The following is a 12,448-nucleotide window of genomic DNA, read 5'->3' on the forward strand; positions in this document are numbered from 1 at the left end:
GGCCTTCTCCGTGCTCAGCCGGATGCGCGTGCGCACGAGCATCGCGTGCGCGTACGGCGCCGCCCGCAGCGGCCAGGAGGGCACCGTGTACGGCTCCGGCGCGCCCGCCGCCCGGGCCAGAGCCCGCACGTAAGCGCCGAACGACACGGCCTCGTCCCCCGCGATGTTGTACGCCCCCTGCCCCCGCTCCAGCGCGGCCACGGCCGCGGAGGCGGCGTCGTGCACGTGGACCGGTGTGATCACGCCCGACGGGCGGAAGACCGGCAGCAGGCGCCGCCGGGCCAGGTGCATCAGCCGCCGGGTGGCCGGCTCCGGGCCGTAGAACATGCCGTAGCGCAACGCCACGCCCTCGATGCCCGGCGTTTCGAGGGCCAGCCGCTCGTTGCGGCGCATCGCCCGCATGTGGACCTCGAAGGGGCCGGTGACGGGTCGGGCGAAGGGGTGGTCCTCGGTGACGGGGTCGGGGCCGTGGTCGTGGTAGCCGTACCCGAGGAAGAACGACTGCGTCACGAAGCGGCGCGCGCCGATGCGGCGGGCGGCCTCGACGAGGGTGGCGGTGCCGTGTTCGCGCAGGGCGTCGGTCGCGTACAGGTGGCGGTGGAACAGCGGGACACCCGAGATCGCCGTCGCCTGGTGCACCACCGCGTCGGCCTCGTGCCCCTCGACCGCGGCCAGCACCGCGTCGCGGTCCGTCAGGTCGGCGACCACCGGCGTCGCGCCCGCGAGTCTGCCGGGCGACCGCGTCAGGGCGAGCACCTCGTGGCCGGCCGCGAGCAGCCGCGCGACCAGCTCCGTGCCGACCACGCCGGTGGCGCCGGCCAGGAGCACCCTCATGGCCGCAGCGCCCGCAGCCGCACGACCAGCGCCGCCGCGGCGAGCACCGACAGCAGGCCCAGCTGCCACCAGTCGGAGTCGCGGCCGCCGAGGTGGCGATCCAGCAGGTGGTTGACCGCGTGGAACGTGTTGGTGAACACGAACCCGGCCAGCACGACCGCGATCACGTCCCGCCACCGGAGCGCGCACACCATCATCAGGCCGATGCCGATCTGGAAGACACCGGCGTCATGCAGGAAGTGGACGTGAAGGGGCCAGCCCGCCCACGCCGCGAAGCCGGCCGGGTCGACGCGCATCCACACACCGGCCACCAGCATCGTGGCCGCGGCCACCACCACCGTGATCTTGACGAACATTCGTCGCTCTCCTTTCCCTCAGAGCAACGGACGTTCCAGACCCCGCGAACGTGACGTCAGTCTTTCGTACGCGCCGGGCGCAGGAGGGCCTCCGCCAGGGCCAGCATCGTCTCCTCCAGCGCGCCCAGCCGCTTGGTCAGATCGTCGGTGGCGGGCTGGACGACGCCCGTGACCGTCTCGGCGAGCTCGTCGCGGTCGGGACGCGATCTGACCAGCTCGCCGAGCGCGTCGGCGGCGGCGGTCAGCCGCTCGGCCTGCTCGCCGGAGTGGGACCGGATCAGCTCGGGCAGCGTGGCGGGCAGCTCGCCGACGGACCGGCTGACGGCCTGGAGCCGGTCGTCGACCGCCTCCAGGTGTTCGCTGGCCTGCTCGGCGCGGGTGGCCAGGCCGTTCACGTGGGTGTCGAGGCCGTTGAAGCGGCTGTCGATCGTGTCGAAGCGGCTGGCGAGGTGCTCTTCGGCCTCGGTCAGCCGCTCGTCGATGGCGTCCATGTGGCTGTCGAGCTTGTTGAAGCGGCCCTCGTTGCGCGTGGCGCCGTCGCCGAGGCGCTGGTCGGTGGCGGTGAGGCGCTCGTCGAGCATGCCGAAGCGGGTGTCGATGCGGACGTCGAGCGCGTCGAAGCGGTCGTCGTGGCGGCCCAGGTGGCCGTCGAGGGTGCCGAGCCGCCGGTCGACCCCGCCGAGACGTTCGTCCATGGACGTGAGCCGCTTGTCGACCCCGCCCAGCCGGGTGTCGATCTCGGCCAGGCACTCGTCGGCGGACTCAAGCCTGCCGTCGAACCCGGTGAGCCGGCCCTCGGCCCGCTCGAGCCGGGCGTCCACGCTGCTGAGCCGGGCCGTCAGCCGCTGCTCGCTCTCCCCGAGCTGGACGGCGAGGTGGCGGTCGGTCTCGTCGAGCCGGGCCGTCAGGCGCTCCTCGGTGCTCGCCACGCGGCCGGCGAACTGCTCGTCGGCCTCCTTGAGCCGGCAGACGAGCCGCTCGTCGGCCTCGACCAGGGCCGTGGCGAGCCGCTGGTCGGTCTCGTCGAGGCGGGCGGTGACGCGCCGGTCGCTCTCGTCGAGGCGGGCGGTCAGCCGCTGGTCGGCCTCCTCCAGGCGGGCGGTGAAGCGCTGCTCGGCGGCCCCGACCGTGCCGGCGACCGCGTCGGCCACCCGCTCGCCGATGCCCTGCGACAGCTCGGTGACGACGCCTTCCACCCGGTCGGTACGGGAGGCCAGCTCGGCCACCGACTTGTCGAGCCGGGTGAAGCGGCCGGCGGCGGCCTCCATGCTGGAGCCGAGCACGGACAGCTTGGCCGCGAAGTCGGCGGTGGTGTCGAGCACCGACTGCAGGCGTTTGAGCGCCTCCTCCACGCTCTCGCCCACTGCGCCCAGATCGGCCCGCACGCCCGGCAGCTCGCCGACCGGGGCCACCCGGGCGTCGACCTCGCCCACCTTGTCGCCCACGGCGTCCACGTGGTCGCGTACGGCCTCGACGTGCTGGGCCAGCCCCTCGGCCCACATCGGCGGCTTGACGGAGATCTCGTCGAGCCGCCCGCTGACCGACTCGAGGGTGCCGCTGAGCCCGCCCAGCTCCCGCTCGCGCACCTCGCGCAACAGCCATTCCATGCCTTCGAGCCGCTGGCGGATCTCGTCGAGGACGGCCCCCTGTGTGCGCTGCTCGTACACATGGTCTTGCGCGGCGCGCGCGAGCAGGTCTCGCATTCTCTCGGAGATGGCGGAATGTCCGCCTGCCTGGAGAAGGGCGGTGTGGTTGGAATGGTCCACCGAAAGCTCCTTCGCTCGCCGACGGTCTGCCGCGCAGCGGTGGGGTAGGTCCGGTTTGCAGATGAAAGAGCGAGAACGCGAGTAACCGCATTAGGGGGAGAACTCCCGCCCGCCCACCTTAGCCGCTGGATCAAGGTCCGGCGGACGCGAATCGAGAGATCGCGGTTAACGCGTTGATTGCCCGTTTCCGCTGGTTCGGGCAGGTGAGAGCGGGCGGCAGATCAGCACCGAAGGTTTGTCGGCGATCCTGGTCAGGATGACCACCGCCGAATTGTCGCCGTCAAGTCGCAGATCAGTGCGCAGGCGTTCGATGTCGACGGCGGAGCCGCGCTTTTTGATGGTGACATTGCCGATGTGCCGCTCACGGAGTGCGGCGCGGAGTTTTTTCAGAGAAAACGGAAGAACGTCTTCTACTTCATATCTTGTCGCCCATGGGGTCTCCGCCGGGTCGTCCGCGGTGATGTAGGCGATCATGGGGTCGAGCAGGCGTCCGCCCACCAGCTCGGCGACCTCGCCGATCAGGTGGGCGCGGACGGCCGCGCCGTCGGGCTCGTACACGTAGCGTCCCGGCGGGCCGGCCGGGGCCTCGGCGCCCGTGGCGGTCAGGGTGTGCCCGCCGGGCAGCAGCGTGGCCCGCCGACCGCCGCTGTCCCCGCTCCACAGGGTGGCCTCCTTGACCTCGCCCTTGTACGACACCCACTCGGCCTGCGCGCCCTCCGGGATGTAGGAGTACGGGATGCCGGGGGCGACCTTCAGGCACGCCAGGCGGGCCCTGGCGACCAGGTCGAGCACCACCGGCCACGGCGGCGAGTAGGCCATGGGGTCGAACGTGCGCCCCTTGCCCGTGCGCCGGGCGGGGTCGGCGAACAGCGCGTCGTAGTCCTCGGGCCGCACCCCGGCCGCGTCTGCGACCGTCACCGTCACCCGGTCGCCCAGCCCGAACGCCTCGGCGTTGGCCCGCGCCACGGCGACCGTCAGCGGGTCGGTGTCGACGGCGTCCACCGCGCAGCCGGCGCGGGCGATCGCGAGCAGGTCGCCGCCGATGCCGCAGCAGGCGTCCACGACGCGCGGAGGGGCCCCGTCATGGTGCAGGTCGAGCAGGCGGCGGGCGCGGTGGGCGGCGACCTCCGCCCGCGTGGACTGCTCCAGGCCGTGCGGCGTGAAGTACATCAGCGCGGCCTCGGCGCCGAACTTGGCTTTGGCCCGCTCTCTGAGCCCGGCCTGCGTGAGCGCGGCGGAGGTGAGCGCGGCGTCGTACGACCTGCGCAGGGTCGTGGCGGCGGCGACCGGGTCGGCGCCGGCGAGCTCCCCGGCCTCCGCGAGCGCCCGCTGCCCGCGCGGAGTCAGCAACTCGGTGAAGGCGTCGAGGTCCACGCCACCCGACGTTAGCGCCACCCGCCGCCCGCTCGGGCCCCGGCCTCCTCCCGTACGTCGTGTCGCTCCTTCCGGCTCCGGAAACCCGGGCATCGTCGCTGATCCGGGCGCGGATCCCCACCCTGATCGCTCTGAGCAGACGCGTTCGTGTTGACTGTCAAGCCCCTCTTGCATATGTTTCGTGTTGGCACTCTCACCATGAGAGTGCCAACGTGCGACGAGGCAGGTCTGACACCCGCGACGGCAGGCCCAGCTGGTCGCCTCTTCTGATCATTCAAATCTGAAGGGGAGGTCCGATCGTGACGACCGCCACCAAGGTTCCCGTTAAGCCGCTCGGCGACCGCATTGTGGTCCAGCCGCTTGAGGCCGAGCAGACCACCGCTTCCGGCCTTGTCATCCCGGACACCGCCAAGGAGAAGCCGCAGGAGGGCAAGGTCCTCGCGGTGGGCCCCGGCAACTGGGACGAGGACGGCGACAAGCGGATTCCGCTCGACGTCTCGGAGGGCGACATCGTCCTCTACAGCAAGTACGGCGGCACCGAGGTCAAGTACGGCGGCGAGGAGTACCTCGTGCTCTCCGCCCGTGACGTTCTCGCGATCATCGAGAAGTAGGCCGGATGTGTCGAGCCCCGGGCGCTCTTGAGGGCGGCCGGGGCTTTCGACGCTAGGAGAGGACTTTCAGCAATGGCGAAGATCCTGGAGTTCGACGAGGACGCCCGCCGCGCGCTCGAGCGCGGTGTGAACGCCCTCGCGGACGCCGTGAAGGTAACCCTGGGCCCGCGTGGCCGCAACGTCGTCATCGACAAGAAGTTCGGTGCTCCGACGATCACCAACGACGGCGTCACCATCGCCCGTGAGGTCGAGCTGGAAGAGCGCTACGAGAACCTCGGCGCCCAGCTCGCCAAGGAAGTGGCGACCAAGACCAACGACATCGCGGGCGACGGCACCACCACCGCGACCGTCCTGGCCCAGGCCATGGTCCGCGAGGGCCTGCGCAACGTGGCGGCCGGCGCCTCGCCGCTGTCGCTCAAGCGCGGCATCGACAAGGCCGCCAAGGAGGTCAGCGAGCGCCTTCTGTCGAGCGCCCGTGAGGTCGACGACAAGAAGGAGATCGCCAACGTCGCCACGATCTCCGCTCAGGACGCGCAGATCGGCGGCCTGATCGCCGAGGCGTTCGACAAGGTGGGCAAGGACGGTGTCCTCACCGTCGAAGAGTCCAACGCCATGGGCATGGAGCTCGAGTTCACCGAGGGCATGCAGTTCGACAAGGGATACCTGTCGGCCTACATGGTGACCGACCCCGAGCGGATGGAGTCCGTCCTCGAGGACGCCTACATCCTGCTCACCCAGGGCAAGATCTCCTCCATCGCGGACTTCCTGCCGCTGCTGGAGCAGATCGCCCAGACGAAGAAGCCGCTGCTCGTGGTCGCCGAGGACGTCGAGGGCGAGGCCCTGGCCGTCCTGGTCACCAACAAGATCCGCGGCACCTTCACCTCCGTGGCCGTCAAGGCTCCGGGCTTCGGCGACCGCCGCAAGGCGATGCTGCAGGACATGGCCATCCTCACCGGCGGCCAGGTCGTCAGCGAGGAGGTCGGCCTCAAGCTGGAGCACGTCGGCCTCGAGGTGCTCGGCACGGCCCGCCGCGTCGTGGTCACCAAGGACGCCACGACCATCGTCGACGGCGCCGGCGACGCCACGGCCATCGAGGACCGCGTCAAGGAGATCAAGATTGCCATCGAGCAGTCCGACTCCGACTGGGACCGCGAGAAGCTGCAGGAGCGCCTGGCCAAGCTCGCCGGCGGTGTGTGCGTGCTGCGTGTCGGCGCCGCCACCGAGGTGGAGCTGAAGGAGAAGAAGCACCGCCTCGAGGACGCGATCTCCGCGACGCGCGCCGCGATCGAGGAGGGCATCGTCTCCGGCGGTGGCTCCGCGCTCATCCACGTCTCCAAGGAGCTCGACGACCTCGGCCTGACGGGCGACGAGGCCACCGGTGTCGGCATCGTGCGCCGCTCCCTGGTCGAGCCGGCCCGCTGGATCGCCGAGAACGCCGGTCTCGAGGGCTACGTGGTGACCCACAAGATCGCCGAGCTGTCCGCGGGTCACGGCCTCAACGCCGCGACCGGCGAGTACGGCGACCTGATCGCCCAGGGCGTCATCGACCCGGTGAAGGTCACCCGCTCGGCCGTGCAGAACGCGGCGTCGATCGCGGGCATGCTGCTCACCACCGAGGTGCTCGTGGTGGACAAGCCCGAGGAGGAGGCCCCGGCCAACGGCCAGGGCCACGGTCACGGCCACGGCCACTGACCCGTCCTTCACAACCGCGACGGCCCGCACCCCCTAGGGTGCGGGCCGTCCGGCGTTCCCAGGGGCTTCCAGAACGGATCGCGCCGGCGCCGACACACGGACGACCTGCGTCCGCGCCGCCCGGGACGTGCGCGTAGGCGTGCCAGGTGACGCATGTGAGGGTGCTCGCCCGGCGGGGTTCGGGATCGGGTCGTACGCTGGGCGCTGGTCGTGGGCGGGAGGTGGGCGATGCGGTATCGGCGGGCGGTGCAGCGGCTGCGGGTGCTGGCCCGGGCGTGTGAGCAGACCCGGCGTGTGCCGGTGGACGAGCCGTTCCTGCGCGAGGCGTACGTCTTCGGGGGTCTGGTGGAGGGGGCCGATCCGGTCGAGCAGGTCGAGGTCGTCTTCGTGCTGAACCTGCCGCCGGAGGAGGTTCCCTGGGGGACGCAGCCGCCCGGCACCGCGTGGCTGGTCGACTTCCTGGAGCTGGACAAGGGCGGGGTGGCCTACCGGTGGCGGTCCCGTCATGATGCGGTGGCGAACCACCGAATCTCTGAGCCGGTGCGGTTCTGGTCGCTGGACGGGATCGACGAGAGCGTGCTGGACGCGCTGGAAGGCCGCCGGTTCGAGCTGCTGCGTCAGGGGGACCCGGCGGCCGGGACGGAGCGCGCGGACGTCACGGAGGAGCTGAGGGCGGCCCTGGAGCATCTGCGGGCCGTCCACGAGGCGTACTGGGACCGGAAGTGGCGGCGCGAGCACCGCGGCCTGAGCCGCCACCCCGAGCACCATCTGTGGGAGGCCGTCGGCGGCTACCTGGAACTGCTCGACCTGCGTGACGAATGACCACCGCCCCGGCGGCGCCGTACGATGCCCCCGGTCCCTGGCGTCCTTCCTGAGGGCGGCGCGGCCCTGAACGCCGCGTCCTTCGAGCGAGCTCTCGCAGGTCTCGAGTGCCACGAGCGCGGTCCTTCCGAGCGGGCGCCCGCAGGCCCAGAGGGTCGGTGCTCGGCCTGTGCGGTCCACCGGCCGGCCGCGTTCTGAAGAGAGGGCTGGGCCGGCCGAGCGGATCGATGGACACGCGGTGGTGGGCGGCGGCTGCGGCAGGTGGCGCGGACCCACACGGGGGTGGCGGGCTGCGGCTCCGGGTGGGTGCGCCGGCGGCGCCTCAGCTCACCGCCTGCTTCACCAGCGCGCCGATCCGCGCCTCCACCTCGGCCGTCACCTCGGTCAGAGCGAAACCGGCGGCCCACATCGTGCCGTCGTCGAGGTTCGCCTGGTCGCTGAACCCGAGCGTCGCGTAGCGGGACTTGAACTTCGCCGCACTCTGGAAGTGGCAGACGATTTTGCCGTCCAGCGCGTAGGCGGGCATTCCGTACCACAGCTTCGGCGTGAGGGCCGGGGCGACGGCGGTGATGACGGCATGGACCCGCTCAGCCATGATCCGGTCCGATTCCTGCATCTCGGCGATCTTCGCGAGTACGTCGCGCTGGTCCTGCGCCGCCTTGTCCGCACGCGAGCCGCGGCGCGCCGCCTTCTTCTGCTCCTGGGCGTGGTCCTTCATCGCGGCCCGCTCCTCGGCCGTGAATCCCTGGTAGGTGTCGCTCATAGCGGGTTGTCTCCTTGAAAGTCTTGATTTCGGAATCTTGAGAAGGGACCTGCCGTGTGCCTCAGGCGGAGGCCGCCTCCCAGACGAACCCGTCCGGGTCGGTGAAGGGCCCGGCGTCGCCGCCGAACACGATGCGGTGCGATCCGGTGCCCTCCTGGGAGAGGCCGGTGTCCTTGGCGAGGGCGCGGCGCGGGTAGAGGGCCAGGGTGACGGCCGACGACGGGGTGTCGAACTCGACGTACTTGCCGCCGAAGCTCTTGGCCACGGTCAGGCCGCGCTCGACGTAGAACCGCTTGCTCGCCTTGACGTCCGCCACTCCCAGCAGGAGCGCGACCTGGTCGACGTGCCGGGAGGCAGGGCCGGTGTCCTTCTTCTTCGAGGTCGCGATCTTGCAGATCGTCCCGTCCGGTGCGCGTACGACGCCGCCGTAGCCCCAGAACCCCTTCGTGGCCGGCTTCAGCGTCGTGGCGCCGGCGTCGAGGGCCGCACCGATGAGGGCGTCGACGTTGCCCGGCTGGGAGACCACGAGTGACAGCGCGAACCCACGAAAGCCGGTCGTCGGCGCGTCCGAGGCGCGTACGTTCACGTAAGGGCCCAGACCGAGGGCCTTGTGGAAGGCCTCCACGGCCGTGGGGTCGGGAACTTCCAGGGTGACGGATTCGAAGGGGGTCATGGCAGGTCCTTGAGGCGAGGTGGGTTCGTCGTCTTGTCGGCCGCCGCTACGCGGCGGGCAGGGCGGGGCAGGTCGGCGCTCACCGGTCCTGGATCAGCCCGAGGACGTTGCCGTCGGGGTCGGTGACCGTGGCCACCAGGCGGCCGCCACCGACCTCGTGCGCGGCCTCCTTCACGGTGGCTCCCGCAGCGGTCACCTCGGCCAGCTTCGCCTCGATGTCCTCCACGTGCCAGTAGGCCACCGGCGAGGTCATGCCCTGCGGTCCGCCGTCCGGCACCAGTCCGATGTGCTGGCCCTCGGCCTCGAAGCCGACGTAGTAGGGCGAGTCGGTCTGCGGCGAGATACCGAGCAGGGCCGCATAGACGGCTTTGGCCTTCGCCAGATCCGACACGGGGTGCAGCACGGTCTTGATTCCCTGGGTGGCAGAGCCGGTCATGATCACTCCTGTGGTCGTGGGTCACATCGACCCGCTGTGTTGGTAGGTACAGCTTTTCTCCCGGCCTGGCGGGTCCGCATCCGTGGTGACCACGGATTCCGACCACGGACCGACGGCACGGATCGACGGCACGGACGGCACGGATCGACGGCATGGATCGCGCACGGTCGCCGTTGCGGGTGGGATGCGGAGAGATACGGCAAACTGGGGCAATGGTGACAGGCGTGGAGATCTCGCCTCGGGAAGCCGAGGTGCTGGAACTGGTCGGGGCCCATCTCAGCAACGCCGAAATCGCGGCACGACTGTGCATCTCGGTGCGTACCGTGGAAAGTCACGTCTCTTCGCTCCTGCGGAAGCTGGAGGTGCCGGATCGGCGGGCGCTCGCCCAGCGCGCGCCCGAGTCGGCCGGCGCCGCCCCGTCGCATCCGGCGCCGCTGCCGGCCCCGCTGACCTCGTTCGTCGGCCGGGTGGGCGAGCGGGCGGAGCTGGCCGCGATGATCAGAGGACATCGTCAGGTGACCGCGGTCGGTCCCGGCGGAGTGGGCAAGACCCGGCTGGCGTTGGCGGTAGCCGCGGAAGCAGCCGGCGAGTACGCCGACGGGGTGTGGTTCGCCGACCTGGTGCCGGTCACCGATGCGGGCATGATCGCGACGGCGGTCGCCGGGGCGCTCGGCCTCGGTGAGCAGCCCGGCCGCGACATGACCGAGTCCGTGGTCGCCGCGCTGGCCGACCGTCATGCGCTGCTGGTGCTGGACAATTGCGAGCAAGTGGTGGACGGGGTGGCGCTGTTTCTCGAGCGGCTGCTCGCGACGTGCCCTCGGGTGACCGTGCTGGCGACCAGCCGGGCACGGCTGATGGTGCCGTTCGAACGGGTGTATCCGGTCCCACCGCTGTCGCTGCCCGTCGACGGTGAGTCCGACGCGGTCGCGTTGTTCACGGAGCGGGCGGCGGCGGTGGGCCGGTCGCCGGATCCCGCACTGCGCGACCAGATCGCCTCGATCTGCGAGCGGCTGGACGGGATGGCGCTGGCGATCGAGCTGGCCGCCGCCCGGTATCCCACGCTCGGGCTGGACGGCATCGACGCCGCCCTGTCCCACCCGCTGCGGATGCTGACCGGCGGCTCCCGTGCCGATGAGCGGCACCGCTCGGTGCGGGGGGCTCTGGACTGGAGCCACGCTCTGCTGGAACCGGCCGACCGGGCGCTGCTGCGCCAGGTGTCGGTGTTCGTGGCACCGTTCACCGCTGCCGCGGCGGCGGAGATGGCCGGGTCCGAGGAAGGCGTCGTCGCCGAGGGACTGGCCCGGCTGGCCGAGCAGAGCCTGCTGGTGGTGACGGCGTCCCCAGGCGGGACCCGGTACCGGGCGCTGGAGACCATCCGCCAGTACGGGACGGAGCGGCTGGCGGACGCCGGTGAGCTGGTCGACGCTCGATCCCGCCACGTCCGCTGGTGCCTGGCCGAGGCCGCCGAGCTGGCGGTGGTAGGAGCGGACTGGCGGGCCAGGTTCGACGCGGTGGCCGACGATCTCCGCGCCGCCCTGGCGTGGGCGGCCGACCAGCCGGAACAGCGCACGGACGCGTACCGCCTCGCCCGGTTCATGGCGGAGCTGACCTTCACCCGGCACCTGATCGGCGAGTCCCAGGGGCGTTATGAGCAGGCCGCCGCGCTCGCCGACGACCCCGCCGCCGGCGCGTCGATGCTCCGGCAGGCCGCGGCGGTGGCCGGCTGCCGGATGCATGGCGACGACATGTACCGCCTGCGCCGCGCGGCCGCGGATGCCGCCCGCCGGTCCGGCGACAGCGCCGGCGCCGCCTGTGACCTGGCGACCGCCGCCGCCAACGCCTACCGGTTCTCCGGCAAGTTCGTACGGAATCTGCCACAGGAAGAGGCGATCGCGCTCATCACTCAGGCGCGGGAGTTGGCCGGCGACGACCCGGCCGCCCAGAGCGCGGTGGCGCTGGCCGAGGCCGGGCGGGCGCTCACCGAGATCGGTGCCGCACCGGGCCTGAACGACACCGCGGTTCCCATGACGATCGCCTACGCCGAACGAGCGGTCGACCTCGCCCACCGCACGGGTGACCCGCTCGCCGAGTCCGCCGCGCTCGATACGCTCACCTGCGCCCAGAGCTGGGCCGGTGACACGTTCGCCGCCGCCGACACGGCCCGGCGCCGGATCATGTCGCTCTCGTCCACACCGGACACCCCGGCCGCCACCCACGAGCTGATCGAGGCGCTCGGCGAGGTCACCGAGGCCAGTCTCGGCACCGGCGACCTGTCCGGTGCCCGCCGGTGGGCCCGGCAGCTCGCGGATCATCCCTTGCTGGCGGAGGTAGGCCACCGTGCCACAGGCTGGCTCCTCGTGGCCGACGCGTTGGCGGGCGACATCGAGGAGACACTCACCGGCAGCATCCGGTTCCTCGACGCGTGGCAGCGGGCGGACGGTCCCGCCAGGTCCGTCCTCGGTCCGCCGGCGGCGGCGGTGGCGATGATCCACGGCCTGCGCGGCGACCAGGACGCCTGGCGCGAATGGAGCGCGCTGCTGAATCAGCTCGACCCCTCACCCCGGAACACCTGCGGCTACGGTGCGGTCTTCGACGCGATGCTGCTGCTCCACCGTGGGCGGGCCCCGCAGGCGGTGGAGCGGCTGGCGCCTGAGCCCGGCGAGGTGTGGCAATGGGTGACCTGGATCTGGCTTCACTGGTACGTGGCGCTGCGCGCCGAGGCCGCCGTGCTCGCCAGGAGCTCCGATGCCGGCGACCGTCTCGCCGAGGCCCGGACCGTCGTGGCCGGCAACCCGGTCGCCACCGCCATCGTGGAGCGGGCCCAAGCGCTGCTCGACAATGACCAGGAGCGGTTGCTCGCCACGGCGGACGCGTTCGACACGGCCGGCTGTCGCTACCAGGCGGCCCGCACCCTGGTGCTCGCCGGCGGCGACCATGCCACCCGCGGTGCGGCCGCCCTGGCCGATCTCGGCTTCGCCCCGATGGCCCATGCCTCGGCATCCACGATGACCGCACAGTGATACGCGCCCGGTGGTGAGCACAGGCCCCGCGGTGAGCGCGGCTTCGGCGGTGAGCGCGGCGCCGGTGGGAGGCGAGCCGGGGAGGGGCTGAGGGGATGGGG

11 protein-coding genes are annotated in these 12,448 nt (G+C 71.8%); 4 read left to right on the plus strand and 7 right to left on the minus strand.

Going from position 1 to position 12,448, the window contains the following annotated elements; translation table 11 throughout:
• The 4 genes from E1286_RS41785 to E1286_RS41800 form a co-directional block, all read right to left on the minus strand.
• On the minus strand, positions 1-834 hold an 834-nt coding region (locus tag E1286_RS41785; protein ID WP_132622047.1), incomplete at its 3' end, for an NAD-dependent epimerase/dehydratase family protein.
• On the minus strand, positions 831-1,190 hold the full coding sequence (locus E1286_RS41790; protein ID WP_132622049.1) for a hypothetical protein: 360 nt from the start codon (positions 1,188-1,190) through the stop codon (positions 831-833). The genes E1286_RS41790 and E1286_RS41785, both read right to left, overlap by 4 nt.
• A 56-nt stretch (positions 1,191-1,246) precedes the next feature.
• Entirely contained in the window at positions 1,247-2,956 is a 1,710-nt protein-coding gene (locus E1286_RS41795) for an apolipoprotein A1/A4/E domain-containing protein (protein ID WP_132622051.1), read from the minus strand.
• Positions 2,957-3,121: 165 nt separating this feature from the next.
• Positions 3,122-4,330, minus strand: coding sequence for a class I SAM-dependent methyltransferase (locus E1286_RS41800; RefSeq protein WP_132622053.1), 1,209 nt, complete (start codon positions 4,328-4,330; stop codon positions 3,122-3,124).
• Positions 4,331-4,629: 299 nt separating this feature from the next.
• Here E1286_RS41800 and groES point away from each other — a divergent pair, with 299 nt between their 5' ends.
• The 3 genes from groES (at position 4,630) to E1286_RS41815 (ending at position 7,455) form a co-directional block, all read left to right on the plus strand.
• A complete protein-coding gene (gene groES / locus E1286_RS41805) occupies positions 4,630-4,941 on the plus strand; it encodes a co-chaperone GroES (protein ID WP_043623565.1) in 312 nt (103 codons plus the stop codon).
• Positions 4,942-5,013: 72 nt separating this feature from the next.
• Entirely contained in the window at positions 5,014-6,633 is a 1,620-nt protein-coding gene (gene groL / locus E1286_RS41810) for a chaperonin GroEL (RefSeq protein ID WP_132622055.1), read from the plus strand.
• Positions 6,634-6,861: 228 nt separating this feature from the next.
• Positions 6,862-7,455, plus strand: coding sequence for a DUF7711 family protein (locus E1286_RS41815; RefSeq protein WP_132622057.1), 594 nt, complete (start codon positions 6,862-6,864; stop codon positions 7,453-7,455).
• Positions 7,456-7,777: 322 nt separating this feature from the next.
• Here the strand turns inward: E1286_RS41815 and E1286_RS41820 are convergent, their stop codons facing one another.
• From E1286_RS41820 to E1286_RS41830, 3 genes are all read right to left on the minus strand, one after another.
• On the minus strand, positions 7,778-8,218 hold the full coding sequence (locus tag E1286_RS41820; RefSeq protein WP_132622059.1) for an iron chaperone: 441 nt from the start codon (positions 8,216-8,218) through the stop codon (positions 7,778-7,780).
• Between the two features lie 61 nt (positions 8,219-8,279).
• Positions 8,280-8,891: a VOC family protein gene (locus E1286_RS41825; RefSeq protein ID WP_132622061.1), complete on the minus strand. Its 612-nt coding sequence runs from the start codon at positions 8,889-8,891 to the stop codon at positions 8,280-8,282.
• A 79-nt stretch (positions 8,892-8,970) separates the two neighbouring features.
• On the minus strand, positions 8,971-9,327 hold the full coding sequence (locus tag E1286_RS41830; RefSeq protein ID WP_132622063.1) for a VOC family protein: 357 nt from the start codon (positions 9,325-9,327) through the stop codon (positions 8,971-8,973).
• Positions 9,328-9,551: 224 nt separating this feature from the next.
• Between E1286_RS41830 and E1286_RS51575 the strand changes: the two genes are divergently transcribed.
• Positions 9,552-12,347, plus strand: coding sequence for an ATP-binding protein (locus E1286_RS51575; RefSeq protein WP_281282849.1), 2,796 nt, complete (start codon positions 9,552-9,554; stop codon positions 12,345-12,347).
• The last annotated feature ends 101 nt before the right edge of the window (positions 12,348-12,448 follow it).

Source organism: Nonomuraea terrae, assembly GCF_004348995.1.
GTDB classification, from domain to species: Bacteria; Actinomycetota; Actinomycetes; order Streptosporangiales; family Streptosporangiaceae; genus Nonomuraea; species Nonomuraea terrae.